This window comes from Christiangramia sabulilitoris, from assembly GCF_007050985.1.
GTDB lineage: Bacteria > Bacteroidota > Bacteroidia > Flavobacteriales > Flavobacteriaceae > Christiangramia > Christiangramia sabulilitoris.
In genome coordinates this window covers 1,168,437-1,193,454 of record NZ_VHSF01000001.1, presented here as the reverse complement: position 1 = coordinate 1,193,454, position 25,018 = coordinate 1,168,437, and the positions used below count along the sequence as shown (strand labels likewise).

The following is a 25,018-nucleotide window of genomic DNA, read 5'->3' as shown; positions in this document are numbered from 1 at the left end:
AGGAAGTCACAAACCTGCATTGTGACCACATGTTTATTTTCGTATTTTCGGGTAAAATTCTGAAAAAATGATCATAAAAACAGTTGATAATGTACAGGCTGCGGTAAAAGGCGTCGAGGATGGTATGACATTTATGCTGGGAGGTTTCGGCTTATGTGGAATTCCTGAAAATGCGATCTCTGAGCTGGTACGTCTTAATGTAAAGAATCTTACCTGTATTTCTAATAACGCCGGGGTCGATGACTTTGGACTCGGGCAATTACTTCATAAAAAACAGATCGATAAAATGGTTTCTTCCTATGTCGGAGAAAATGCCATTTTCGAAAAGCAAATGCTTAGTGGTGAACTCGATGTTGAGTTGATTCCGCAGGGAACGCTTGCCGCAAGATGCCAGGCTGCCCAACAGGGTTTCCCGGCTATATACACCCCTGCAGGCTATGGAACAGAGGTAGCCGAAGGCAAAGAAACCAGGGAATTCGACGGGAAGATGTACGTGCTGGAAAAAGCTTTTAAAGCAGATTTTGCATTTGTAAAAGCCTGGAAAGGCGATAAGGCAGGCAACCTGATCTTTAAAGGAACGGCACGGAATTTTAATCCGGTAATGTGTGGGTCAGCCAAAATTACGGTTGCTGAGGTTGAGGAGTTAGTTGAGCCCGGCGAATTAGACCCTAACCAGATCCATATTCCCGGCATCCTGGTTCAAAGGATCTTTCAGGGGAAAGACTACGAAAAAAGAATTGAGCAACGTACTGTTCGTCAAAAGTAATTAAGCAATGTTTTAATGAATCAATTAATCAATGATTAAAAAAGAAAATATTGTCTTAGAAAAATGTATCGAATTTTCGTTGATCATAATTGATTTTTGCGAAAAACTGGAAATTGAACGAAAATATGTTATTTCCAATCAGCTTTTGAAATCTGCGACAAGTATCGGTGCTAATGTGCATGAAGCACAAAATGCAGAAAGCAAGATCGATTTTATTCATAAAATAAAAATTGCATTAAAAGAATTGGAAGAGACAAAATATTGGTTAACTCTTTGTGAAAGAGCTGAGTCTTATCCTTTTAATTCAGACTTGAAAACTGGTATTAATGAGTTGGGCTTGATCTTGTATAAAATTGTTAGTACAAGCAAGAAGAACTTAATGAAATAAGGCAATGATCATTGGTACATTGCTTCATTAATTAATTATTAAATTAGTTATGTTAGATAAAAACGGAATAGCGCAAAGAATTGCGAAAGAAGTAAAGGATGGCTATTATGTCAATCTGGGTATAGGTATCCCCACATTAGTTGCAAACTTCGTTAGAGACGATATACAGGTGGAATTTCAAAGTGAAAATGGAATTCTGGGCATGGGACCCTTCCCGTTTGATGGGGAAGAAGATGCAGATCTTATAAATGCCGGAAAGCAAACCATCACCGCATTACCCGGAGCAAGTTTCTTTGATTCAGCGATGAGTTTTGGAATGATTCGCGGGCAGCATGTAGACCTTACCATTCTTGGAGCCATGGAAGTGGCAGAGAATGGAGATATCGCCAACTGGAAGATACCAGGTAAAATGGTTAAAGGTATGGGTGGAGCGATGGATCTGGTAGCTTCTGCAGAGAATATTATCGTGGCCATGATGCATACCAATAAGGCTGGAGAATCCAAACTGCTAAAACGCTGCTCGCTTCCTCTAACAGGTGTGGGATGTGTTACAAAAATTGTGACCAATCTGGCGGTAATTGAAGTTACAGACCAGGGTTTTAAACTTCTTGAACGCGCACCCGGTGTGAGTGTAGAAGAGATTAAAAAAGCTACAGAGGGCAGGTTGATCGTTGAAGGAGATATTCCCGAAATGCAATTATAATAGTTTGAAAAACCGGATCTGAGTATCCGGTTTTTTTATGCAAAAGATGTTGAATTCTCCTGGATATCTATCAGAAATTTAATGGCCTCATCCTGGCTAATCAATTCACCTCTGGAATTTGCCTGGGAAAAATAATTATACCAGCCCACTCTGGCAAGGTTGTTCTCCAGCACCTTCACCTCTTCAATGGAGGGCATTTTCCATACCGTCATATACCTGTAGTCACTACGGTAAGGAGTTAATTCATCATTACGGGCCCACCCCAGGTTCTCTACACCGCTGGCTTTCATATTTTTTACCCGCTGATGCATATCTTCCATGAGTTCCTTTCTTTTTTCACGGCTTAATTTCATCCATTTTGTAGTGACATTCCACATTTCAATATATAAATACATAGATTAAAAGTTTTAATTAGAAAAATGGTTTTATCGCTATATAAAGGTAACATTCAGTTTTTAAAAAAAGCTGTGTTTTTCAACTTAAAGTTTTGATATTGAGTGTTTTGAATATAAAAAGCCCTGAATATTGCGATATTCAGGGCATTAAGGTTCATACTGGAAAATTGTTACAATTTCTGGATCTCTTTATAGGTCACTGGTCCTAATTCATACTTGGCTTCCAGAAGTTCTTTTTTAAGTCTTTCTACTTCAGATGTTAACTCGTTCGCTTTATATACTTTCGCCATGGCCAGTTGAGCTTCAGGTTCAAAGGTTTTTCCCTCTACCTTATTACGTATGATCTTTAAAGCCTCTTTTTTATTTCCGTTGTTAAGATGGGCCAATGCCAGTAACTGAAATGTTTCCGGGGTAGCTCTGTTTGCTACCTCTTTTCTGGCGAGGTCTATCGCCTTCAATTCTTTACCAGATTCGCTGAAGTATACTTTCAGATTATGCGCATTGTACATTTCGCCATAATTCGCATTGGAAATAAGGTTTTGAAAGTTATTCATGGAAGTATCATAAAGGTCTTTATTTCCGGTATGTTCTGCAATTTCAGCTTGAAGCAAATAAAGATCCGGAGACCTGTGGCTCTCTAAAATTGAATCTAAAATACGTAAGGCTTCAGTAGAATTATCTTCATGAGAAAAAACGATCCAGGCTATCCCTTTTTTAGCATAGGCATTGGAGGGTTCTATTTCGAGGGTTTTAAGGTAGTGTTTATAGCTCTGCTCAATTTCACCTGCATGTCCGTAATAATCACCCAGGTTGGAATAAACCCATAGTAACAGGCTTCTGTTCTTACTATCTTCTGCCTTCACTTTAGCTTTCTCCATGAACATGATGGTTCGGTCCAGGTCACCCTTATAATCATTCCATTTGGCCGCTCTAATGATGTAATTAAAATCATAAGGATCTGCAAAGAGTTTTTGCAGGCTGTCAGCTTTTTTATAATTCCCCAACTCCATATGTATATCAAAAAGCAAATGTTGATTTTCAGGTAAATCTTTGCCTAATTTTGCCGCAGAATCGGCGTAAATAAGGGCCTCTTTAAATCTATGCTGGGATATATAATTACGCGAAAGGGAACGGTAGTATTTATCTTTATCAATATTCGCTATTTCCACCGCTTTCTTTAATGATTTTTCAGCCTTTTTCAAATAGGTAATATCTCCTGTAGATTCGAAAAAAGAGTTATACTGACCTGCAACTGCAGAAAAGCTTGGTAACTCCACACTATCTGAAGTGATTTTGCTATTCCAAAGTTCAAAATATGGAGAGGTCGTTCTGGCTTCGTTTATTGCCAGGTAAGAATTATAATCCCCGGGGCTGGAAACGTTTTGGTCTGTTTGATCACAACCTACCATCAAGACTGAAAGAAGTAAAATAAGAATATTAAATTTCATTTTTTCTAAGTTTTATATGCCGTAAAAGCTGTAGAATATGGTCATCTATTAAGAAACCGAATCCTACAGCCTTCGGGCAAATTAAATTATTCCGGTGCTCCGATATATGGAAAACTGCTGCTGATATTATCTGCAGTTAAGGAAACCCCATCTGTAACCAGTTGAGGTAATCCACCTTCACCATTAAAGCGTGCACCGCTTTCTCCACCAAATAATAGGATAAGAGATACATCTATCACATCATCCTGAAGCATCCTTCCGGTAAGACCTACTGCACCTTCAAAGTTTGGAGCTCCACTACCAGGATTAAAATAGGTGGTAGGAGCATCTGGTGCTACTTCCAGTACATCTGAAGCCAGTACAGTGGTCAAAACTGCTGCCGATACAGGATTTGGGTTATCCATAGAAGTTGGTTCCGATCCATTTAAAATATCCCCAAGGATATTAGGTTCAAAATTGATATTTGCAGGATCTGCGCCTAAAGCAACGGCATAGGCATCATGCAATGCTTCCAGTCTAGCTTCGAAAGAAGCCTGGAAAGCCGCTCCCATTTCTGAAGGGATCGTTCTGTTATGCATATTTTTAAGTTCTGGAGTTCCGTTAAGTACTGTGTTGATACCCGGACGACCCATATGGTCTACCTGGCTGTAAGTTCCACTGAAATCTACCTCCATTACCGGTGGGTTCATGACTTCAGTTTCAGTCATCATAAAGTCATCATCTTCGCTACAACCTACCATTAATACGCTTAAGCATAAGGCAGAGAACAAAATATTTATATTACGTAGTTTCATAATTTTATATATTATATAATTAAAAGTCTATTGTTTACGGTTAGTTGTAACCCATGCTTTATATACAGGAATTCCCAGTACATTTTGTGCAGTTGGTGTTCCAAGTAACGAGTTTGGAATTTCCATTGCTATAGAAAGCGTATTGGCTCCATCAAACGTATCTGTACCCGGCACGTTAAATCCTGAATTATCTTCTGGAGAAGGAGCAATTACTTCGTTGAATCTTACAAAATCAAAATAGAATGCGTCCTGTCTTGGACCGGCAAATAATGAAACTCCGTTAGAAGTAGTGCTGGTGATTGCAGTTGCAGAAGAAATTTCTACCATTCCCAAAGCGCTGTCGGTATTAACTTCGCTATTGAGACCTGTAGATTCTGGACTGAAAGGACCAAAGAAATACATCATCCCGTCACGTGGTATAGCCTGAATGACACGGTCTTCAACCAGGTCACCATCAAGATCTATATTGATCTCCACGAGCACATCTTCATCAAAGGCTCCATAGGTAAGATCTGGTAATACATTAGACTGTACGTCTACAATAAATACCGTGTTACTGGATCCTGTGGTAGGTTCAAAGGCGTAGAAATCAGCAATATCTGCTGAGGACCCTGCAACTCCCGGTGCATCTACATGGTCTGCCGCGATAAAAATTGCTGCGGAAAGAGCAACTCCTAAAACTGCGAAAAGCTTAACTTTTTTCATAAGGTTTATATTTAGATCAAAAACTTTATTGTTTTTAACTGCTATATCTACGCCTTATGAGAGGGGAGTGGTTTTTATAGTGTAGTTAAGGTTTTGTTAAACAAATTAACTGGAGAATTTTTGAAAGCAATTCAATCGATAGAAGTGATCTCATCTTCGCGTAGAAGAGATTCCTGTCTTAATCTCAGAATTACCTGTGCAATTGCCACAACATCTCTTTCGCAATATTCCACGATCCGGTTTAAATCTTCTTTTTCGTAATACACTTCACGAACCATGGATCCATCTATATCTTCCTTAGGAGATGGGATTCCTAAAACATTTGTAAGTAGTTTGAGGGAAGTGAAATGTTTGTAATCACCAAATTTCCATAGCTCAAGGGTATCCAGGTGTGGAACTTCCCAGGGCTTTTTTCCGAAGAGATTTAATTTGGAGGGAAGTTTCATATTATGAATGAGCATTCTCCTGGCGATATAGGGAAAATCAAATTCCTTACCGTTATGTGCACATAATAAATGGTGGGGCTGGTAAAAATGCTTTTCCAGAAGAGCAGTGAATTCGCTCAATAATTTTTCTTCTGCGCCCTTGAAGCTGGTTATTCTGAAATTTCTACTACCGTTCTTAAGACTGAAAAATCCTGCAGAAATACAGATGATCTTTCCAAATTCACTCCAGATACCTGCACGCTCATAGAATTCTTCCGGCGAATAATCATCCTTTCGCTGATATTTTGATTTTTCTGCCCAGAGCAATTTCTTTTCTTCACTCATTTCAGAATAATTCCTGAATTCAGGTACGGTTTCAATATCCAGAAACAGGATATTTTCCAGACTTAAATTATGAAGCATGATCTAACATTTTGTATACTTCATCAATATACATATAAAAGTCCTTATAGTGTTTATCGCCATTGGTGCTGCGAATTAATTTTCTTCCGAGTCTAACAATGACCAGATCGTCCTCTGGAATGATTATAACGTACTGGCCTAAAACACCACGCATATAGAAGATCTCTTTATCAAGATGATCACTTAACCAGAAACCGTAACCATAATGAGGAGTTTCTTTGAACCTTGGTTTGGATGCCTTAGCAATAAAAGCAGAATCCAGTAATTGCTGATTATTCCATTTCCCGTGATTAATAAAAAGCTTCCCGAATTTTCCAAAATTACGGGCATTACTGGATATACAGCAATAGGCCTTTTCCATGCCAGCTTCTCTACTATCTATTTGCCAGAGACCATCATCATTCATACCCATAGGTTTCCAGAAACTATCGCTGAGATAGCTGCTCAGGCTTTTTCCCGTTGCTTTTTCTATGACCATTCCCAGTAATTGCGTATTTCCACTAAGATATTTGAATTCTTCCCCGGGTTGCCCGGTAACCTCCAGATCTAGAACCTGCATCCTGAGATCGTCATCAAAATATGCTCTTGCGGTCGAAGCAAAAGGATTGTAATAATTCTCATTCCAGTTCAATCCTGAAGCCATAGAAGAAAGATCTCCTATGGTAAGACGGCTATCAAATTTCGGATAAAAATCTGCTACCGGCTGATCAATGTTTTCGAGGTATCCTTCCTGTATGGCTTTAAACATAAGTGCAGTGACAATGCTCTTCGCCATGGAAAAAGAATTGGTCCTGGAGCGATGGTCGTAGTTGTGATAGTAATTCTCGTACCAGATACTATCGTTCTTAATAATTAAAAATGCAGCTGTTTCCAGCTCCTTATGCAAACTATCCAGGGTAGAGGTCGCTCTTATTCTGTTATAGTCTTTATGTAGAGGCCACGTGGCGATACTATCAGAATTTTTGATAGTACGGTTCTCAAAATACTTATAATCGTCTATAAAGGCGGTTTTATGGCCGGTGAGGTAAGTAGTTCGTATCGCTTTGAAAATATAACCATAGCCCAAGGTGTACAACACGACAGATGCTAGCAGTAAAAAACCCAGAACAATAAGTATGACTTTAATGAATCTTTTCATTCGTAAATATTTTGATAGTATAATCTACCATAATTTGTTTATAAACTAAGACCCTTATCCAGCCGCAGCTTTAAAAATGAAGAAAAACCTTTTAAAAGAGGCTTTGTTGTAAGGGAGGGTTTTCATGATCTAGCAACCATTTTTTTCGGTATAGACCACCTGCATATCCCCTAAGGGATCCATCTGTACCAATGACCCGATGGCATGGAATAATAATCCACAGAGGGTTCTTTCCGTTTGCCGAAGCAACTGCTCTAATAGCCTTTACGTCTCCAAGCTTTTGAGCTAATTTAAGGTATGAGGTAGTTGTTCCGTATGGTATTTTTTGTAGCTCATTCCATACTCTTTTCTGGAATTCTGTTCCCCGGGGATTTAAAGGCAGATTGAAATTCTCTGATTTCCCTTCAAAATAAGCCTGAAGCTGTTGAACAGCATCCTTAAGTAGACCGGGAATCTCTTTGGTGATCTTCCCCTCGTCCAGAACTTTTACAGAAATTATTCCTTCAGCATCGCCGGTAATTTCTGCAATGCCCAGCGGAGTTTCAATTCTCGCTTTTTTCATTGGTCTCTTTCTGGTCTGGAGTGCTTTCATTTTCCATTTCCTGATCCTGCTTTCTCTGGATAAGTCCAAGTCTCTTGGCTCTTCTTTCCCAGTTCTTTCTGGCCAGCATTTGCATATCTTCCACACTGTCACTCTCATCCATGATCTCCAGTCCAAGTAGGGTTTCGATAATATCTTCCATGGTAACGATCCCGGTTACGTTTCCATATTCATCTACAATCATGGAAATATGAGCACGCTTTTGTACAAAGATCTCGAAAAGTTCAGGGATCGGGGTATTGTCTTTAGTCACCAGGATATCTCTTTTAATATCGCTAAGCGACTGGTGTCCTTTTTCATCAATTACCTCTTCCAGAACATCGTCCTTTAAAATGAAACCGGAAATATTGTTCGATTTATCCTTATAAACCGGGATCCTGGAAAATTTAAGATTTCGGTGGTTTTGATAGAAATCCTTTAGCGACATACTTTCATCTTCGGTAATCGCTACTGAAAACGGGGTCATCACATCCTTGGCTTCAACAGATTTAAAAACCAGTAAATTTTTGATAACCGTGGTTTCGCTTTCTTCGAAAACACCTTCTTCTTCCGCAGCATCTGTGATCGCCGCAAATTCTTCCCTACTCATGGAGGTCACATGTGCAGATTTCCCGATCAATTTAGTAGTAAGCATCATTAACCATAAAATACCTGTGTATTTCAAGGGGAAGATCATGATGTTTAAGGTCTTGGCTGTAAAATTGCCTAAGGATTGCCAGTAGGTTGCCCCGATCGTTTTGGGTATAATTTCTGAAAGGACCAGAATAGCCATAGTCATAATGGCCGAAACGATCCCGACAGCGTTCCCGCCATCGCCAAAAGTTTTTTCTGCCTGGACTCCTACAAGGATAGCCCCTACAGTGTGAGATATGGTGTTGATCGTGAGGATCGCAATAAGAGGTTTATCAATATCCTGTTTTAAGTGCGCAAGTATCTTCGCATACTGTTTGCCTTCTTTTTTCTTGATCTTTATATAAGAAGGAGTAATACTTAACAATGCTGCCTCAAGAATAGAGCACAGAAATGAAAAGAAGATCGAAATGACTGCAAAAGTTATTAATAAGCCCATAAACTTACTGTTAGACTGGCTAATTTATGTATTCTGAAAGCATTTTATTAAAAAGAAATGATAAAAGGAAATTAAAAAGCCTTCTCTGTTATAAGAAGGCTGAAGAAAAAAAGGGGTTATCGGTTTAAGTGACCAGATTCTGCTTTAAAAGAGCATCCCATTTCCGGGCATCATTTAACCTGATTTCGGCATCTGTACTCTCATAATCATCCTCATCATAGAAGATGATCTCGGTAATGTCTGAACTGCTGAAATCTACTATCTGTAAACCTAAATGAATGATACGCTCCTTTTTAGACCTTCCAGGATGAAGTATCTTGGAAAGTTGAATATTGCTCACCTTCCTGAGATCTATAATCCGGATTTCTACTGAAGTGAATGAATCATACACCAGCAATTTTTTAGAGGTGCTATCCAGGGCCAGGCTCAAATGACCAAAAGTTTCAAACTTATCGAGTTTTAAATTGTTTGAGGAAGCAACTTTATTCAGTTTCTTTCTGATTCCTGCCTCTTTGGTTTTTTGAAAAATAATAATATAAAAGATCGGGAACATGAACAATGCAAATAAGAGGGTTCCGATCAAAATTGAGGATTTATCCATTTTTTTTTTAATGATTAAGTGATTGTAACATTGTAAACTACCCCGGTATTAGTTCACCGGGGTAAAACCGGGCTTAATGAAGCCAGGATCAATTACGCCTTTACCAAAAAAAATGAAATGGATATATCTGGCTTTCCAATCGAATCTTATGATCCAGCTGGAAACCTGAAAATGATAATCTGTTGAATGGATTTAATGTCTGGCCCTGATTAAACTCAAAAGAGGAGAGTTTAATTGTGGTATTGTTATTAATCTTATTGGAGGGCGCAACAGTGAATTCACTTCCTGCGATCTCAAAAATAACCGCCAGTTCATTTTGAGAAATAATAAAGAATTCACCATGCCTCGAATCCAGGTCTGGAACCTTTTGCATTTCTGCAAACGCATTATTTGCTGCAGTGAGCAAAATCAACTGCAACAGCCAGAAACGAACCGAAAATAATCTCAAATCTTTCACTCGGTAAACGTAGCTAGAAAAGCAATTCGCAGGTGAAAAATTTAGTTATATTTTTCAGAATATCAGGAGATTAATTTGACGGCTTTTTTGGCGAAATAGGAAGCGATCATATCTCCTCCTGCTCTTTTTATCGCCGTTAACTGTTCCAGGATTACGGCATCCTCATTTAACCATCCTTTTTCCGCAGCGGCTTTGATCATGGCATATTCACCACTTACCTGGTAAACCGCAACCGGAACATTAACCGTATTTTTAATATCTCTGACGATATCCAGATAACACAATCCAGGTTTTACCATAACTATATCGGCACCTTCATCGATATCCATCAAAGTTTCCCTTATCGCTTCATCGCGGTTGGAAGGATCCATCTGGTAAGTTTTTTTATCACGCGGAATATTTTGAGCTTCTACAGGAGCAGAATCCAGCGCATCCCTGAAAGGTCCGTAAAAAGCGGAAGCATATTTAGCGGAATAACTCATTATGCCGGTTTCGTGAAAACCCTCATCTTCGAGAAGGCTTCTTATTTCGAAGATACGCCCGTCCATCATGTCGCTGGGAGCAACGAAATCTGCACCAGCCCTGGCATGAGACAGAGACATTTCTGCAAGTACTGCGGTAGTATCGTCATTAAGAATTTTGCCATTTGAGATAATCCCGTCATGCCCATATTGTGAATAGGGATCCAGGGCAACATCTGTCATTACCAGCATTTCCGGAGCGACTTCCTTAACCGTTTTAATAGCACGTTGCATCAATCCGTCTGGATTTAATGCTTCTTTCCCTGAATTATCTTTAAGATCTTCAGGAACTTTTACGAAAAGCAGCACAGATTTAAGCCCGAGGCTCCATAACTCCCTGATCTCGTTTTTGATCAGGTCCAGACTATACCTGTAGTAACCCGGCATAGAAGCGATCTCCTCTTTTATATTTTTCCCTTCAACAATAAACAGGGGCACAATAAAATCATTAGGAGAAATGACAGTTTCTCTTACCAGAGATCTTATAGATTCATTAATTCTTAGTCGGCGGTTTCGTCTTAATGGATACATATGTTTTTAAGTTTAAATCGGCTTTCATGTTAAAGCCATGAAACTGGTTTTTTTAGTACCTGCAGAAGTTTATCTTCCTGCGTTCCCGGTTCGGGATGATGATCATAAACCCATTGAACATGAGGTGGCAGGCTCATTAAAATACTTTCAATACGGCCATTGGTCTTTAAACCAAATAGAGTGCCTTTATCGTGAACCAGATTGAATTCCACATAACGGCCCCGTCTTATTTCCTGCCAGTTTCTTTGCTCTTTGGTATAATGTAAATCTTTACGTTTTTCCACGATAGGAACATAAGCTTCCAGGAAAGAATCTCCTACATCTGTTACAAAGTCGTACCAGTCTTCGATCTTCATATGGCTGTCCCCTTTAAGATAATCAAAGAAAAGACCGCCAATTCCTCTCGCTTCATCACGATGGGCGTTCCAGAAATATTCATCGCATTTCTGTTTGTAATCTGTATACAAAGAGAATCCATGTGGATCACATGCTTTTTTGGATACCTTGTGGAAATGTTTTGCATCCTCTTCAAATAAATAGTAGGGCGTAAGATCCTGGCCACCACCAAACCACTGGTCTATCACCGTCCCGTCCTTATCATACATTTCAAAATACCTCCAGTTCGCATGAACCGTTGGTACCATGGGATTTTTGGGATGTAATACCAGGCTCAGCCCACAGGCGAAAAAATCAACATCTCCAACCTTAAAATATTGCTGCATTGCTGGTGCCAAAGGGCCATAAACCGCGGAAATATTGACTCCGCCTTTTTCAAAAACATTTCCGTTTTCAATAACCCGGGTTCTGCCGCCACCGCCTTCTTCTCTTTTCCAGATATCTTCTTGAAAACTGGCCTTGCCATCTACTTCCTCAAGTTTCGAGGTTATCCTGTCCTGAAGTTCCTGTATATATGCGTAAAAACGTTTCTTCATTTATTCTATTTTCAATCTTTTAAATATACCAGTTGATCCTTGAGGTTCCTGAGATCCTTTTCAGAATTAACTTTCCTGGCATCTTTCACCATCTGTTCGAGACACAAGATGATATCCATATCCTTATCTTTAAAGAACAGATTCCTTCCAATTTTATTATTATGAAGATCCATCATCCTGGATAATGCTGAATTCGGAAATATTTCTTCATGTAGATCGGTGATCATTTTACTCAAAAAAACAGCCTTATCCATCGAGCCGGATACTTTATAAAAACTATCACTCAAAAGAAAATTCCAGAGGGCATGCCTGTAAGCATTCGCCTGGTTATCCAGATGATGTTCATTCCCGAATTTTTGATCACAGACCTTTAGCGTTTTTTCAGTTGCTTTAAATGCTGGAAGAATATATTGTGGCTTTTTGATGAAGAATCCAGACAATTTTAAAAATTGCCTTATTCCTAAACATTTCAGCCTCTTCCAGATTAACACCTATTCCCTGTATTCCTTTACGGTATCTACAAATGCCCTGGCATTATCCACCGGAATATCCGGAAGGATTCCATGCCCCAGGTTGGCGATATATCGATCTTTGCCAAATGCTTTGATCATATCGTTCACCATGTATTTAATTTCGATTGGTTTGGAGTACAATCTTGCAGGGTCAAAATTCCCCTGCAGGGTGATCTGTCCACCGCTTAGGTACCTTGCATTTCTTGCTTCACAGGTCCAGTCAACGCCCAATGCAGAAGCTCCAGATTGAGACATTTCCTTTAGTGCGAACCAGCAACCTTTACCATAGGCGATCACAGGCACCTCATCTTTCAGGGCATCAATGATCTGCTGCATGTATTTCCAGGAGAATTCCTGGTAATCTTTAGGTTCCAGAAGACCACCCCAGGAATCAAAAAGCTGAATGGCATCTACCCCGGCTTTTACTTTCTGTTTTAAATAGGCAATAGTAGTATCGGTTATCTTCTGTAATAATGTATGAGCTGCAATAGGCTCCATAAAACAAAATCTTTTTGCCTTATCAAATGTTTTAGAGCCCTGTCCCTGCACACAATAGCAAAGGATCGTCCATGGGGAACCTGCAAAACCTATTAATGGAACTTCATCATTCAGTTCCTGTTTAGTGAGTTTGATGGCTTCAAAAACATAATCCAATTCTTCATTTACATCTGGAACTATAACTTCTTCGACCTTTTTTGCAGTATTTACAGGATTTGGCAGCCATGGGCCCACCCCGGGTTTCATTTCAACCTCGATATTCATAGCCTGCGGTACCACTAAAATATCACTAAAAAGAATTGCTGCATCGGGTCCAACCTGTCTTATAGGCATTACGGTGATCTCGGTGGCAAGCTCGGGAGTCCTGCACCGGGTGAAGAAATCATATTTCTCCTTTAGCTTCATGAAATCGGGCAAATATCTCCCGGCCTGTCTCATCATCCAAACTGGTGGACGCTCTACAGTTTCTCCTTTTAATGCTTTTATAAACAGGTCGTTCTTTATCATTTCCTGGTGTATTTAATGGTTCTTTAAATTCGCAACAACTTTGGCGATGACGTTTTCAATGCCCGGTTTGTTTGCCACGATAATTTTATCTGTATGTTTTCTGGCTTCTGAGGCTGTAGTTTCTCCAATACAAAATGCCTTTGTTTCAAGTTTATTTGTGGCGGTAAAACTTATGACGGCGCTTGGGCTAAAAAATAAGATACCGTCAAACTGAGATTTAAATTCTCTTTTATTCAAATGCGTATTGTAAACCTTTGTTTCTGCAAAGGCAATATTATTTTCTTTTAGCAATGCCGGTAATTCTTCCCTGCGTTTATTCCCGCTGAAAAAATGAAATTTACCATTTCTGTATTTTTGAATCAGGATATTTGCAAGCTTACTGGCATTATCAGCCTGTTCCAAGACTTGAAAGCCTATATCCCTGGCATAAGCCGAAGTTTTCTCACCTACACAAAAACACTTTGTAGCAGAAGTTAACTTTCCTTCCACAGCCTTTACCGCATTTTTACTGGTGAAAATTGCATATTCAATTTCAAGACTCTCCAATTGAAAATCAATAAATTCAATTGAAATTGCATCATATTCCACTATACCAATTCCGCTATTGAGCAGTAATTCTTTTTGATTCAGGGCGAGCTTTTTGGTGGAAAGAACAGTAGGCATTGTTCAGCTATTTAAGTACCGTTTTAATTTCAGCCATCAATTCCTTTCCTCCTTTATTCAAAATTTCCAGTGCAGCTTCTTTCCCAAAATTTTCAACCTGTGAAACTGGTGTTTTTTTATCTACCTCTATCTTTTTCGTTCCGTCCAGGCTAAATAAGGCTCCTTTCAAATAGACCTCATTGTCTACTATTCTGGCCAATGCTCCAATTGGTGCAGTACAACCGCCTTCGAGAACTTTAAGAAATTCGCGTTCTATATGCACACAGATCTCAGATTCCCTATGATTTAATAAAGCAATTGTTTCCCGGCAGTAGGTGTCTTTTTCATTAGCTACGATGAGCATAGCACCCTGTGCGGGAGCCGGGATCATCCAGTTTAGATCTAGGAAATTCTCAGGTTTCAAATCTATTCTTTCCAGACCGGCCGCAGCAAAAATGGCTCCATCCCAATCATTATCTTTCAGCTTCTGCATACGGGTATTTACATTCCCGCGAAGATCCACTACCTTATGGTTTGGGTATCTATGTAACCACTGCGCTTTGCGTCGCAGGCTACCTGTAGCGATAGTTCCAACTCCGTTTTCCAGGAATTCTGTCCCTTTATGAACAAGGATATCCTTATTGCTCGCTCTTTTCATAACCGCAGCTTCCACGATACCTTTGGGTAAGGCCGTAGGGACATCTTTCATGGAATGTACCGCAATATCCACCTCTCCTTTGATCATAGCAACATCGAGGGTTTTGGTGAAAATACCTGTAATTCCCATTTCATATAATGGCTGATCCAGGTTTAGATCGCCGGTGGATTTTACCGGAACCAGTTCAGATTTATGGCCTGTTTTTTCCAGAGCATTTTGAACGGTTCTGGCCTGCCAAAGCGCTAATTCGCTGTCGCGGGTACCTATTCTTATTATTTTGCTCATTTGCTAACTTCTTCCAGTTGAAAAACCTTCTGAATTAATTCAAGGCTTTCATCTGTGGTTTCGCTGTCTTCCTTTAAATGATTGGCAAAATGTTTCATGATCTTTTGTATGATCCTGTTACTAACGATTTCTGCCTGCTCGTCATTAAAGTCAGATATTTTTCTACGCTGAAAGTTAAGTTCATCTTCTTTCATCATCTTAAGCTTTTTCTTTAAAGCTTTAATTGTAGGAGCAAATTTCCTGGTTTCCAGCCATTGATTGAATTCGTTCTCCACTTCATTAATGATCTCTTTCGCCTGCGGAATGAATTGTTTCCTGCGCTCCAGGGTTTCATCGGTCATTTGTGAAAGATGATCCAGATGGATAAGTTTTACGTTTTCAAGATCCTGAACATCGTCTGAAACATTTTTAGGAATGGAGAGATCCAGTACTAAGAGTTCTTTTTTTGGATAGATGAGTTCTTTCGAGATCGTAGGATTGTGTGCACCTGTCGCAACTATAAGAATATCTGTATTGCGTATTTCTGCCTGCAGATCTGCGTAGTCCTTTACAATAAGGTTGAACTTGCCGGCTATCTTTTCGGCCTTATCCTTGGTACGGTTGATTAAGGTGATATGATTATTGCGGGTATGTTTTATAAGGTTTTCACAGGTATTTCTACCAATCTTACCCGTCCCGAAAAGAAGTATGTTCTTTTCAGAAACATCTTCCACATTTTTTAAAATATACTGTACAGAGGCAAAGGATACTGAAGTTGCACCACTGGAGATCTCTGTTTCGTTTTTAATTCGTTTACTCGCCTGGATCACGGCATTCACCAGTCTTTCCAAAAAAGCATTTACCAGTCCTAGCTTCTTTGATCTTACAAAAGCTACCTTGAGCTGACTAATGATCTCGAAATCTCCCAGGATCTGGCTGTCCAGCCCGGTTCCTACCTTAAAGATATGCGAAATCGCCTGTTTGTTCTTATAGACGTAAGCCACTTTTTCGAACTCCTCCACAGTACCGTGAGTATGCTCGCAAAGCAATTTGATGAGCTGAAATGGGTGTTGGGCGAAACCGTAAATTTCAGTTCGGTTACAGGTAGAAGTCACTAAAATACCATCGATCCCTTCATCTTTAGCCTGTACAAGAAGTCTTTGCTTGCCTTCTTCAGTAAGGCTAAAATGACCTCTGATCTCAGCATCAGCTTTCTTGTAGCTTAATCCTATAGTATAAAAGTGCTTTCCTTTAGAAATGTGATAATCTTCCATGCATCAGTTTAGGTGGACACGGGTGCAAAATTAAGGTAAGGTTAAATGAAAAAATAACGCTGGAGGCACTAAATGTGTCGATAGATGATAATTATCATGAAATTCGCTCCCGAAATATGAAAATGCCCTACTTTTGTAGTAATGATAGAGTGTATAGAAGAATTAGTTTAGATTGATTCTAAATAAATGAAAAATGAAATCTATGGAAGATCACTTAAAAAATAACGCTGTAAGTATCTCTGAGGAAATTAAGATAGAAGATGGTTTTTTCATTTTGAAGTTTCAGAATGATACTTCAGAAGATAAGCTGATGTCCAGGGATATAGATAATAGTTTTATTCAATTTCACTTTAATGTGAAAGGTGGGAGCAAGTTTCTATTTAATAATGGAAACTATGAATTACCGCTGGCAGAAGAAAATTCTTTGCTGCTGTATAATCCTCAACAGGACCTGCCGCTAAATGTCTCCCTGGCCTCTGAATCCTGGCTGATCTCGCTGGTAATTTCCATAAAAAAATTTCATGCTTTATTTTCTCAGGAGGCAGATTATATCACTTTTCTGAGTTCAGATAATAAGGATAAGAAATACTATAAAGACGCTCCAATTACACCTTCTATGGCGGTGGTGCTTAATCAGTTAATGAATTTCAACCTAACGCCTAGTATTAAAAACCTGTACTTCAAAGCCAAGGCTTTTGAATTATTAAGCCTCTATTTTAATAAAGCAGAAAATCCAGACCTGGAACAATGTCCCTTTTTAAGCGATGAAGAGAATATTAAAAAAATAAGAAAGGCTAAGGATATTGTGATTGCCAGGATGGCTGAACCACCTTCATTACAGGAACTCTCAGATGAAATTGGTCTAAGTCTGAAAAAATTAAAAGAGGGCTTTAAGCAGATCTACGGAGATTCGGTATATAGTTTCCTTTTTGACTACAAAATGGAATATGCCCGTAAATTGCTGGAAACGGGAGAATATAATGTAAACGAAGTAGGCCTGAAGGTTGGTTACAGTACTGCCAGTCATTTTATTGCCGGCTTTAAAAAGAAATTCGGGACCACCCCGAAGAAATATACACTTTCAGTAAATTGATCTGCTATTATCTAACCATAGAAAACTCTAATTGAAAAGAAGATTCAGGTTTGATACAGATTATTATTTTTGAGTTGAAAAAGAAAAATTATGAGCAAAGGCGTATTGATGGTAAATCTGGGTTCACCGGATAGTACAAACCCCAAAGACGTTAAAAAATACCTTGGTGAATTCCTGATGGATGAGCGTGTGATAGATGTTCCTTACTGGGCCAGAACTTTGCTGGTAAAGGGAATCATCCTGAATACCAGGCCAAAGAAATCTGCCGAGGCTTATCAGAAGATCTGGTGGGAAGAAGGTTCACCTCTTATTGTACTTTCAGAAAGATTGCAGTCTAAGATAGATGATAATACTTCTGTTCCCATTGCTCTGGCGATGAGGTATGGAACCCCGAGTATCCTTCAGGGTTTACAGGAATTGCATGATAAAGGAGTGGATGAGGTATTGCTATTCCCGTTATACCCACAGTTCGCCATGGCGACTACTGAAACTATTCTGGTGCTGGCCGAAGAACTCCGGAAAAAGCATTTTCCCGAAATGAGCTTTACCACGGTGCCTCCTTTTTATAATCACCCGGATTATATCAGGACTCTTGCCAACAGTATAGACGAAACCCTGATAGATAAGGAATACGAACACATTCTTTTTTCGTACCACGGAGTCCCGGAAAGACATATAAGAAAAAGTGATATTACTAACTCGCATTGTAAAATAGATGGCTCCTGTTGCCAGTCGGCATCTACCGCCCATCAGTTCTGTTATCGCCACCAATGCTATGAGACCACGAGATTAGTAGCAGAATATTTAGAAATGAAACCTAACACGTATAGTGTTTCCTTCCAGTCCAGATTAGGTTTCGACCCATGGCTAAAACCATATACAGACCGAACTATCGAAAGATTTGGAAAACAGGGAATGAAGAACCTTGCTATCGTCACCCCGGCATTTGTTTCAGATTGCCTGGAAACACTGGAGGAGATCGCCATGGAAGGTGAAGAAATCTTTCACGAGGTTGGAGGTAAAAAATTTACCGTGGTTCCCTGCCTGAATGACCGTGAAGAATGGGTGAAAGTACTTTCCAGATGGATTGATGAGTGGGCTCATCAAACGCCGGTCGAGGCATAATGAATGTCAAAAACTCTAAGGAGCTGGGTGAAAAACCTATAGGAAAGCTGCTCATCCAGCAAGCTGTTCCAGCCTCTATAGGAATATTGGTGATGTCCCTTAATATTCTTGTAGATACTATATTTGTTGGAAACTGGATAGGACCAATTGCCATAGCGGCTATTAATGTGGTACTGCCGGTTTCTTTTTTTATAGCCGCTTTGGGGATGGCCATCGGGATTGGTGGATCTTCTATTATCTCCAGGGCTCTTGGTGCCGACGAGAGGACTAAGGCATTAAAGACCTTTGGCAACCAAATAACGCTTACCATTTTGCTTTCTACTGTACTGGTGATTCCAGGACTACTCTTTGTAGACAGTTTAATCCCGGCCTTTGGGGGTAAAGGAGAAATTTTTGATCCCGCCAGGATCTACTATATCATTGTACTCTGCGGGGTGCCATTCCTGGCGCTGGCCATGATGGGGAATAACGTCATCAGGGCAGAGGGAAAGCCTAGATTTGCCATGATCGCTATGATCATTCCATCTGTAGGGAACCTGATCCTGGACTATATTCTAATAAATCAGCTGAATATGGGAATGGAGGGAGCGGCCCTGGCAACTACCGCATCTTATGTGCTTTGCCTTGGCTATATTATCTGGTTCTTTCTTTCAAAAAATTCTGAATTAAAGATCAGTGTTTCACATTTTAGTCTAAACCTGCCAATTTTAAAGGAAATCTCTTCACTAGGTGCGGTCACTCTTTCCAGGCAGGCAGTGGTAAGTGTCACTTACCTGTTAATGAACAATATTTTGTTTGACCTTGGTGGAGAAGATTCTGTGACCGTATATGCCATTATCGCGAGGATGCTCATGTTCGCTTTGTTTCCCGTTCTGGGAGTAACCCAGGGATTTCTTCCTATAGCCGGTTTTAATTACGGCGCGGCAAAGTACTCCAGGGTAAGAAAAAGCATAAATACAGCAATTCTTTATGCTTCCATAATGGGGCTGCTCATTTTTCTGGGGATTATGTTCTTTGCCCCGGAAATAGTAAAAGTATTTACCAATGAAGAATCTATCATAGCACAAACACCAGATGCAATGCGCTGGGTCTTCGGGGCGATCCCGATTGTAACTATTCAGCTGATTGGAGCAGCGTATTTTCAGGCGATAGGTAAAGCTGTGCCCGCTTTCCTGCTCACTTTGTCCCGGCAGGGTTTTATATTTATCCCGCTTATACTGATTTTACCCTATTATTACGGAGAGATCGGGGTCTGGATCTCTTTTCCTATTGCAGATTTATTGTCTACCATTATTACCGCATATTTTCTGAACCGCGAGATAGTTAGAACCCTGAAATAAGCCCTCTTGAAAATTCACTTAAATCCTTATCTTTAAAACTTTTTCAACCCAGATCCAAATGAATAAGAGATTACTGCATTTAAGCATATGTGTCTGCCTGCTATTTAGCAGCCTTTTTACAGACCAGTTAAGCGCTCAGAATTATGATGAAAAACTGTATGATGCTCTCGAGTATCGGTTAATCGGTCCCTTTAGAGGTGGTCGTAGTGCTGCCGTAACCGGAGTGCCCGGTAAACCTAACCTGTTTTATTTTGGTGCCGCCGGTGGGGGTGTCTGGAAAACTGAAAACGGTGGGCGTAGCTGGGAAAATTTATCAGATGGATATTTTGGTGGATCTATTGGTTCTATCGAAGTTGCCAAGAGTGATCCCAACGTGATTTATGTGGGTGGTGGAGAGAAAACCGTACGCGGTAATGTCTCTTCCGGCTACGGAATATGGAAAACGGAAGATGCCGGAAAAACCTGGAATAAGGCAGGTCTTGAGAAAAGCAGGCACGTGGCAAGGATGGTGACACATCCAGATGATTATAACACCGTATACGCTGCAGTACTGGGAAATATATACAAACCCACTGAAGAGCGGGGAGTATATAAATCTACAGATGGCGGGAAAAACTGGAGAAAAGTTCTTTTTTCTAACTCACAATCGGGGGCGGTAGATCTCATTATGGATCCAAATAATCCAAGGATCTTATTTGCTTCTACCTGGAATGTACAAAGAACTCCTTACAGTTTAAGCAGTGGAGGAGAAGGTTCGGCATTATGGAAAAGTACAGATAGCGGGGAAAACTGGAAGGAGATCTCCAAAAATAAAGGCTTCCCGTCAGATACTTTGGGAATCATCGGGGTTACTGTATCTCCGGTAGATAGTGACAGAGTCTGGGCTATCGTAGAGAATAAAGAAAAAGGAGGTGTCTACCGCAGTGATGATGGAGGAGAAAGCTGGGAACAGATCAATGATGACCGCAGCCTACGGCAACGAGCCTGGTATTACACCCGTATCTACGCAGATCCAAAAAATAAGGATATTGTATATGTGCTAAATGTAAATTATCATAAAAGTACAGATGGAGGAAAATCATTTTCCGCCGCAAATGCTCCTCATGGAGATCATCATGATCTTTGGATCGCGCCAAATGACCCTGATCGTATGATCATGGGAGATGACGGCGGGGCACAGGTAACTTATGATGGTGGTGAAACCTGGAGTACTTACCATAACCAGCCTACTGCGCAGTTTTACAGGGTTACAACAGATAATTCATTCCCTTACCGGATATATGCTGCTCAACAGGATAATTCTACAGTAAGGATCAAACATAGAACTGAAGGCGGGAGTATAGGAGAAAACGACTGGGAACCTACAGCGGGTGGTGAAAGCGCCCATATAGCCGTTGACCCCGAGAATAGTGAAATTGTTTATGGAGGCAGCTATGACGGGTTTCTTACACGATATAACCATGAAACGGGAACAGTTAGAAGTATTAGTGTATGGCCAGACAATCCTATGGGACATGGGGCAGAAAACCTTAAATACAGGTTTCAGTGGAATTTCCCTGTTTTCTTTTCGCCACATAATCCGGACAAACTTTACACTGCTTCCAACCATCTTCATGTTACCACCAATGAAGGTGAGAGCTGGGAAGAGATAAGTCCAGATCTAACCCGGAATGACAAAACAAAGCAAAAATCTTCGGGCGGGCCTATCACCCAGGATAATACTTCCGTAGAATATTACAGTACAATTTTCGCTGCCGCAGAATCTCCGGTACAGGAAGGGGTGATCTGGACAGGTAGTGATGACGGATTGATCCATGTAACGATGGATGGAGGTAAAAACTGGCAGAATGTAACACCAAAGGGAATGCCGGAATGGATGATGATCAATAGTATAGAACCCTCTGCTTTCGATGCGGGAACTGCTTACGTTGCAGGTACCAGATATAAACTGGGTGATTTTGTACCCTATCTTTACAAAACCACAGATTTTGGCAAGTCCTGGAAAAAAATTACTAATGGGATTGCGGCAGAGCATTTTACCAGGGTATTGCGAGAAGATCCAGAACAAAAAGGATTGCTTTATGCCGGAACCGAAACCGGAATGTATATTTCCTTTGATGACGGATCAACCTGGAAACAATTTCAGCTGAATCTCCCGATTGTTCCAATTACAGATCTTACCATTAAAGATAATAACCTGATTGTAGCAACCCAGGGTCGAAGCCTTTGGATCATTGATGATCTTACCCTGATCCATCAGTTAAAGAAAGACACTAAGAATTCGAATATTCTGTTTAAACCTAAGGATAGTTATAGAATGGATGGTTATTCTTCTAAATCGCTCACAGCGGGAAAGAATCATCCTGCCGGGGTTATTACATACTTCTACCTAAAGGAAACTGAAAATAAGGAAGTAAAGCTTAGTTATTTGAACAAGGATAATGATACTATTCAAAGTTTCAGCACCACAGATGACAGGAATAAGCTTGAGGTAACTCCTGGAGCTAATATGCATAACTGGGATATGCGCGGTGAAGGTGCAGAAAAACTGGATGGAATGATCTTATGGTGGGCGAGTACCGAAGCACCACAGGCGGTACCTGGAACCTATAAAGTTGTTCTGGAAGTAGATGGTGAGGTATTAACTGAAGAATTTAGCATCCTGCCAAATGCTAATGCCGAAGCGGATGTTGCTGGTATGCAGAAGCAGTATGAATTTATCAGCAGCGTTAACAGCACTGTTGATAAAGCACATAAAAGCATCCGGAAAATGAGAATGGTCGATGCTCAGTTAAAGGATTTTCAGAAGCAATATAAAGGAAATGTCAAGGTGCAGCCTTTGCTTGAAAAGGCTGAAACATTAAGTGAACAACTATCTGAGATCGAAAACGCACTTTACCAGACCAAAAACAGAAGTAACCAGGACCCTCTCAATTTTCCAATTAAACTCACCAATAAACTGGCACATCTGAATAGCCTGGTAGGAATGGATGATTTTCCTCCAACCACCCAGGATATCGCAGTTAAAAATGAGCTGACCGCTGCAATAAATAAAGAGTTGGATAAATTTGATAATCTGCTACAAGAGGAGATAAAAGATTTTAATAATCAATTCAACGAATTGGAATTGAATTATCTATTCGTGGAGACTGAAGATTAATGGAATATTACAATTACATAAAAGCCCTGCATCTCATCTTTGTGATCACCTGGTTTGCAGGTTTGTTCTATATTCCAAGACTATTTATCTACCAGATCGAGGCCAGCGGGAAAGAAGAGCCTGAGAGGAGTATTCTTATTCGTCAGCTAAAACTTATGACCAGGAGGCTCTGGTTTATAATTACCTGGCCTTCGGCGATCCTGGCGAGTATCTTTGCCATTACTTTACTGGTGATGGTTCCAGACTGGTTACAACAATCCTGGATGCATGTAAAGCTGGGTTTTGTAGTATTGCTATATGCTTATCATTTTAAATGTCATCTTATTTTTAAAGAGCTTCAACAGGATATAATAAAATGGACCTCAAACCAGATGCGTTTATGGAACGAGGGTTCTACTTTAATTTTGTTTTCAGTAGTCTTCCTGGTGATCGTAAGGGATGCGATCAACTGGATCTACGGGGTGGCAGGTATTTTTGTTCTGGCTCTTATGTTGATGTTAGGAATAAGAATCTATAAAAGAATCCGCGCTAAAGATCCAGATGCCTGATGTGGTGCGATAATTGTAACAATTGAGGCAAGCTGCCAATTATGAAACTGCTTAAATTATCCTTACGAACCCGGATCTTCATCTCCATGATCTTACTGGTACTGGGAGCTTCTATCCTTATCTTTGGGGTTACAGTTTATCAATATAAGCAGGAAGCTGAAAATTATCATGAAGAAAGGCTGGAGCGTAAACAGAAGGCAATCCTTGAAAACATAAAATTCGTTCTGGCTAGCACTACTTATGTAGTAGATACAGAAAATCTTGAACCCATCTTCAAGGAACGAAATAAGATCGATGAAATGGCCGAGGTTCATGAAATGCAGATCCATATCTATGACCTTGATGGAAATCTTATCATCAAATCTGATGAATCGTTCTTTAAGGATACCACCCAGGTAAAAATCTCGGCAGATATACTCGAAAAACTGATGCTTTCGGCCAATAAAAGATACCTTAGAAAGACAGAGGTTAATGGGCAAAAATACCAATCTTCCTATTCATATATAACAGATCATAAATTCAAGCCCCTGGCAATATTATATTTGCCTTATTTGCAGGATGATAGTTTGCTAAACCGGGATCTCAACAATTTCCTGGTGCGTATGGCAGAGGTGTACCTATTCATGCTCCTTATCGCGATCATTTTATCTTTTTTCCTTTCAAAATATATTACCAAATCCCTGAAGATAGTTTCAGAAAAGATCAATCAAACAAGACTGGATAAAAGAAACCAGAAGATAGAGTTGTCCAACGCAACTGAAGAGATCTATTCACTGGTTTCGGCATATAACAGTATGATCGATGAGCTCGAGGAATCTGCCGTGAAACTGGCTACCAGTGAACGGGAACAAGCCTGGCGCGAAATGGCCAAACAGGTGGCTCATGAGATCAAGAATCCGTTGACTCCCATGCGGCTGAGCGTGCAAAGTTTTCAGCGAAATTTTGACAGGAATGATCCTGAAATTGAATACAAAGTTGATGAATACAGTAAAACATTGATCAACCAGATAGATACCATGAGTTCTATTGCTTCGGCTTTTTCGAATTTCGCAAAAATGCCGGCACAACAGAGCGAGGTCTTGAATGTTCCGAAGATCGTAAAACTTGCGCTCGATATTTTCAACGAGAATTATATAGAATTCAAGTGTGATAAAGAAGAGATCCTGGCTAAGTTTGACCGAACACAACTTATAAGGGTAGTAACCAACCTGGTGAAAAATGCAACCCAGGCTTTGAAAGATGTGGAGGATCCGCGGATCATGGTCATGGTAGAAGAGGAAGAAGAAACGGTACTTATATCCGTATCAGACAATGGATCAGGAATTTCAGACGAGAACAAAGCCAAGGTATTTGAGCCTAAGTTCACGACCAAATCCAGCGGAATGGGACTTGGTCTGGCCATGGTAAAAAACATTGTAGAGACCTATAATGGCAGTATAAGCTTTGTCTCTAAACAGAATAAAGGAACTATATTTAACGTACGATTTCCAAAATAATATT

26 protein-coding genes are annotated in these 25,018 nt (G+C 40.0%); 9 read left to right on the top strand and 17 right to left on the bottom strand.

Translation table 11 applies throughout. The features are described 5' to 3' along the window. Positions 1 to 67 precede the first annotated feature (67 nt). From FGM01_RS05415 to FGM01_RS05405, 3 genes are read left to right on the top strand one after another with little or no spacing between them, the layout of a single operon-like run. Entirely contained in the window at positions 68 to 766 is a 699-nt protein-coding gene (locus FGM01_RS05415; RefSeq protein ID WP_143410100.1) for a CoA transferase subunit A, read from the top strand. Positions 767 to 797: 31 nt separating this feature from the next. Beyond that, positions 798 to 1,154 carry a four helix bundle protein gene (locus tag FGM01_RS05410; protein ID WP_143410099.1) on the top strand — a complete coding sequence of 119 codons (357 nt, stop codon included), beginning with the start codon at positions 798 to 800 and terminating at the stop codon, positions 1,152 to 1,154. Positions 1,155 to 1,203: 49 nt separating this feature from the next. After that, positions 1,204 to 1,857, top strand: coding sequence for a CoA transferase subunit B (locus tag FGM01_RS05405; protein WP_143410098.1), 654 nt, complete (start codon positions 1,204 to 1,206; stop codon positions 1,855 to 1,857). 35 nt (positions 1,858 to 1,892) lie between these two features. Here the strand turns inward: FGM01_RS05405 and FGM01_RS05400 are convergent, their stop codons facing one another. The 17 genes from FGM01_RS05400 to hemA all read right to left on the bottom strand — a co-directional run bounded on the left by FGM01_RS05400 (position 1,893) and on the right by hemA (position 16,252). Further along, on the bottom strand, positions 1,893 to 2,252 hold the full coding sequence (locus FGM01_RS05400) for a DUF6616 family protein (RefSeq protein ID WP_143410097.1): 360 nt from the start codon (positions 2,250 to 2,252) through the stop codon (positions 1,893 to 1,895). Positions 2,253 to 2,422: 170 nt separating this feature from the next. Then, the gene (locus FGM01_RS05395) at positions 2,423 to 3,700 is read right to left on the bottom strand and encodes a tetratricopeptide repeat protein (RefSeq protein ID WP_143410096.1); all 1,278 of its coding nucleotides are present in this window, start codon (positions 3,698 to 3,700) and stop codon (positions 2,423 to 2,425) included. 86 nt (positions 3,701 to 3,786) lie between these two features. Next, positions 3,787 to 4,494 (bottom strand): DUF4331 family protein, encoded by a 708-nt coding sequence (locus FGM01_RS05390; RefSeq protein ID WP_143410095.1) that lies wholly within the window; start codon positions 4,492 to 4,494, stop codon positions 3,787 to 3,789. 27 nt (positions 4,495 to 4,521) lie between these two features. Then, the gene (locus tag FGM01_RS05385) at positions 4,522 to 5,199 is read right to left on the bottom strand and encodes a DUF4331 family protein (protein ID WP_143410094.1); all 678 of its coding nucleotides are present in this window, start codon (positions 5,197 to 5,199) and stop codon (positions 4,522 to 4,524) included. A gap of 131 nt (positions 5,200 to 5,330) precedes the next feature. Next, on the bottom strand, positions 5,331 to 6,047 hold the full coding sequence (locus tag FGM01_RS05380) for a 3'-5' exonuclease (RefSeq protein ID WP_143410093.1): 717 nt from the start codon (positions 6,045 to 6,047) through the stop codon (positions 5,331 to 5,333). Then, positions 6,037 to 7,185, bottom strand: coding sequence for a serine hydrolase domain-containing protein (locus FGM01_RS05375; RefSeq protein ID WP_143410092.1), 1,149 nt, complete (start codon positions 7,183 to 7,185; stop codon positions 6,037 to 6,039). Before FGM01_RS05375 ends, FGM01_RS05380 begins: the two co-directional genes overlap by 11 nt. 91 nt (positions 7,186 to 7,276) lie before the next feature. Continuing rightward, positions 7,277 to 7,747, bottom strand: coding sequence for a methylated-DNA--[protein]-cysteine S-methyltransferase (locus FGM01_RS05370; RefSeq protein ID WP_143410091.1), 471 nt, complete (start codon positions 7,745 to 7,747; stop codon positions 7,277 to 7,279). Next, positions 7,728 to 8,855 (bottom strand): CNNM domain-containing protein, encoded by a 1,128-nt coding sequence (locus FGM01_RS05365; RefSeq protein WP_143410090.1) that lies wholly within the window; start codon positions 8,853 to 8,855, stop codon positions 7,728 to 7,730. Before FGM01_RS05365 ends, FGM01_RS05370 begins: the two co-directional genes overlap by 20 nt. Before the next feature lie 124 nt (positions 8,856 to 8,979). Continuing rightward, positions 8,980 to 9,456: a hypothetical protein gene (locus tag FGM01_RS05360; RefSeq protein WP_143410089.1), complete on the bottom strand. Its 477-nt coding sequence runs from the start codon at positions 9,454 to 9,456 to the stop codon at positions 8,980 to 8,982. A 100-nt stretch (positions 9,457 to 9,556) separates the two neighbouring features. Further along, entirely contained in the window at positions 9,557 to 9,904 is a 348-nt protein-coding gene (locus tag FGM01_RS05355; protein ID WP_143410088.1) for a hypothetical protein, read from the bottom strand. A 71-nt stretch (positions 9,905 to 9,975) separates the two neighbouring features. Next, positions 9,976 to 10,965 carry a porphobilinogen synthase gene (gene hemB, locus FGM01_RS05350; RefSeq protein WP_143410087.1) on the bottom strand — a complete coding sequence of 330 codons (990 nt, stop codon included), beginning with the start codon at positions 10,963 to 10,965 and terminating at the stop codon, positions 9,976 to 9,978. 29 nt (positions 10,966 to 10,994) lie between these two features. Further along, on the bottom strand, positions 10,995 to 11,897 hold the full coding sequence (gene hemF, locus FGM01_RS05345; RefSeq protein ID WP_143410086.1) for an oxygen-dependent coproporphyrinogen oxidase: 903 nt from the start codon (positions 11,895 to 11,897) through the stop codon (positions 10,995 to 10,997). An 11-nt stretch (positions 11,898 to 11,908) separates the two neighbouring features. Beyond that, positions 11,909 to 12,337: a DUF6973 domain-containing protein gene (locus FGM01_RS05340; RefSeq protein ID WP_243735763.1), complete on the bottom strand. Its 429-nt coding sequence runs from the start codon at positions 12,335 to 12,337 to the stop codon at positions 11,909 to 11,911. A 51-nt stretch (positions 12,338 to 12,388) separates the two neighbouring features. Then, complete coding sequence (hemE, locus tag FGM01_RS05335; protein ID WP_143410084.1) at positions 12,389 to 13,414, bottom strand: uroporphyrinogen decarboxylase; 1,026 nt, start codon at positions 13,412 to 13,414, stop codon at positions 12,389 to 12,391. A 12-nt stretch (positions 13,415 to 13,426) separates the two neighbouring features. Beyond that, complete coding sequence (locus FGM01_RS05330; protein WP_143410083.1) at positions 13,427 to 14,077, bottom strand: uroporphyrinogen-III synthase; 651 nt, start codon at positions 14,075 to 14,077, stop codon at positions 13,427 to 13,429. Between the two features lie 7 nt (positions 14,078 to 14,084). Then, positions 14,085 to 14,999, bottom strand: coding sequence for a hydroxymethylbilane synthase (gene hemC / locus FGM01_RS05325; RefSeq protein WP_143410082.1), 915 nt, complete (start codon positions 14,997 to 14,999; stop codon positions 14,085 to 14,087). Beyond that, positions 14,996 to 16,252 carry a glutamyl-tRNA reductase gene (gene hemA / locus FGM01_RS05320; RefSeq protein WP_143410081.1) on the bottom strand — a complete coding sequence of 419 codons (1,257 nt, stop codon included), beginning with the start codon at positions 16,250 to 16,252 and terminating at the stop codon, positions 14,996 to 14,998. Before hemA ends, hemC begins: the two co-directional genes overlap by 4 nt. A gap of 202 nt (positions 16,253 to 16,454) precedes the next feature. Between hemA and FGM01_RS05315 the strand changes: the two genes are divergently transcribed. The 6 genes from FGM01_RS05315 (at position 16,455) to FGM01_RS05290 (ending at position 25,014) form a co-directional block, all read left to right on the top strand. Next, complete coding sequence (locus FGM01_RS05315) at positions 16,455 to 17,345, top strand: AraC family transcriptional regulator (RefSeq protein ID WP_143410080.1); 891 nt, start codon at positions 16,455 to 16,457, stop codon at positions 17,343 to 17,345. 90 nt (positions 17,346 to 17,435) lie between these two features. Then, the gene (gene hemH, locus FGM01_RS05310) at positions 17,436 to 18,470 is read left to right on the top strand and encodes a ferrochelatase (protein ID WP_143410079.1); all 1,035 of its coding nucleotides are present in this window, start codon (positions 17,436 to 17,438) and stop codon (positions 18,468 to 18,470) included. After that, positions 18,470 to 19,810: an MATE family efflux transporter gene (locus FGM01_RS05305; protein WP_143410078.1), complete on the top strand. Its 1,341-nt coding sequence runs from the start codon at positions 18,470 to 18,472 to the stop codon at positions 19,808 to 19,810. Before hemH ends, FGM01_RS05305 begins: the two co-directional genes overlap by 1 nt. A gap of 58 nt (positions 19,811 to 19,868) precedes the next feature. Further along, the gene (locus tag FGM01_RS05300) at positions 19,869 to 22,970 is read left to right on the top strand and encodes a VPS10 domain-containing protein (protein ID WP_143410077.1); all 3,102 of its coding nucleotides are present in this window, start codon (positions 19,869 to 19,871) and stop codon (positions 22,968 to 22,970) included. Next, the gene (locus FGM01_RS05295) at positions 22,970 to 23,518 is read left to right on the top strand and encodes a CopD family protein (protein ID WP_143410076.1); all 549 of its coding nucleotides are present in this window, start codon (positions 22,970 to 22,972) and stop codon (positions 23,516 to 23,518) included. Before FGM01_RS05300 ends, FGM01_RS05295 begins: the two co-directional genes overlap by 1 nt. A 41-nt stretch (positions 23,519 to 23,559) precedes the next feature. Continuing rightward, the gene (locus tag FGM01_RS05290) at positions 23,560 to 25,014 is read left to right on the top strand and encodes a sensor histidine kinase (RefSeq protein WP_143410075.1); all 1,455 of its coding nucleotides are present in this window, start codon (positions 23,560 to 23,562) and stop codon (positions 25,012 to 25,014) included. Positions 25,015 to 25,018 lie beyond the last annotated feature (4 nt).

What these genes read in the sequence shown, in the direction of transcription:
- FGM01_RS05415 (WP_143410100.1), top strand. Translation starts at nt 68, where the DNA reads ATGATCATAAAAACAGTTGATAATGTACAGGCTGCGGTAAAAGGCGTC.
- FGM01_RS05410 (WP_143410099.1), top strand. Translation starts at nt 798, where the DNA reads ATGATTAAAAAAGAAAATATTGTCTTAGAAAAATGTATCGAATTTTCG.
- FGM01_RS05405 (WP_143410098.1), top strand. Translation starts at nt 1,204, where the DNA reads ATGTTAGATAAAAACGGAATAGCGCAAAGAATTGCGAAAGAAGTAAAG.
- FGM01_RS05400 (WP_143410097.1), bottom strand. Translation starts at nt 2,252, where the DNA reads ATGTATTTATATATTGAAATGTGGAATGTCACTACAAAATGGATGAAA.
- FGM01_RS05395 (WP_143410096.1), bottom strand. Translation starts at nt 3,700, where the DNA reads ATGAAATTTAATATTCTTATTTTACTTCTTTCAGTCTTGATGGTAGGT.
- FGM01_RS05390 (WP_143410095.1), bottom strand. Translation starts at nt 4,494, where the DNA reads ATGAAACTACGTAATATAAATATTTTGTTCTCTGCCTTATGCTTAAGC.
- FGM01_RS05385 (WP_143410094.1), bottom strand. Translation starts at nt 5,199, where the DNA reads ATGAAAAAAGTTAAGCTTTTCGCAGTTTTAGGAGTTGCTCTTTCCGCA.
- FGM01_RS05380 (WP_143410093.1), bottom strand. Translation starts at nt 6,047, where the DNA reads ATGCTTCATAATTTAAGTCTGGAAAATATCCTGTTTCTGGATATTGAA.
- FGM01_RS05375 (WP_143410092.1), bottom strand. Translation starts at nt 7,185, where the DNA reads ATGAAAAGATTCATTAAAGTCATACTTATTGTTCTGGGTTTTTTACTG.
- FGM01_RS05370 (WP_143410091.1), bottom strand. Translation starts at nt 7,747, where the DNA reads ATGAAAAAAGCGAGAATTGAAACTCCGCTGGGCATTGCAGAAATTACC.
- FGM01_RS05365 (WP_143410090.1), bottom strand. Translation starts at nt 8,855, where the DNA reads ATGGGCTTATTAATAACTTTTGCAGTCATTTCGATCTTCTTTTCATTT.
- FGM01_RS05360 (WP_143410089.1), bottom strand. Translation starts at nt 9,456, where the DNA reads ATGGATAAATCCTCAATTTTGATCGGAACCCTCTTATTTGCATTGTTC.
- hemB (WP_143410087.1), bottom strand. Translation starts at nt 10,965, where the DNA reads ATGTATCCATTAAGACGAAACCGCCGACTAAGAATTAATGAATCTATA.
- hemF (WP_143410086.1), bottom strand. Translation starts at nt 11,897, where the DNA reads ATGAAGAAACGTTTTTACGCATATATACAGGAACTTCAGGACAGGATA.
- hemE (WP_143410084.1), bottom strand. Translation starts at nt 13,414, where the DNA reads ATGATAAAGAACGACCTGTTTATAAAAGCATTAAAAGGAGAAACTGTA.
- FGM01_RS05330 (WP_143410083.1), bottom strand. Translation starts at nt 14,077, where the DNA reads ATGCCTACTGTTCTTTCCACCAAAAAGCTCGCCCTGAATCAAAAAGAA.
- hemC (WP_143410082.1), bottom strand. Translation starts at nt 14,999, where the DNA reads ATGAGCAAAATAATAAGAATAGGTACCCGCGACAGCGAATTAGCGCTT.
- hemA (WP_143410081.1), bottom strand. Translation starts at nt 16,252, where the DNA reads ATGGAAGATTATCACATTTCTAAAGGAAAGCACTTTTATACTATAGGA.
- FGM01_RS05315 (WP_143410080.1), top strand. Translation starts at nt 16,455, where the DNA reads ATGGAAGATCACTTAAAAAATAACGCTGTAAGTATCTCTGAGGAAATT.
- hemH (WP_143410079.1), top strand. Translation starts at nt 17,436, where the DNA reads ATGAGCAAAGGCGTATTGATGGTAAATCTGGGTTCACCGGATAGTACA.
- FGM01_RS05305 (WP_143410078.1), top strand. Translation starts at nt 18,470, where the DNA reads ATGAATGTCAAAAACTCTAAGGAGCTGGGTGAAAAACCTATAGGAAAG.
- FGM01_RS05300 (WP_143410077.1), top strand. Translation starts at nt 19,869, where the DNA reads ATGAATAAGAGATTACTGCATTTAAGCATATGTGTCTGCCTGCTATTT.
- FGM01_RS05295 (WP_143410076.1), top strand. Translation starts at nt 22,970, where the DNA reads ATGGAATATTACAATTACATAAAAGCCCTGCATCTCATCTTTGTGATC.
- FGM01_RS05290 (WP_143410075.1), top strand. Translation starts at nt 23,560, where the DNA reads ATGAAACTGCTTAAATTATCCTTACGAACCCGGATCTTCATCTCCATG.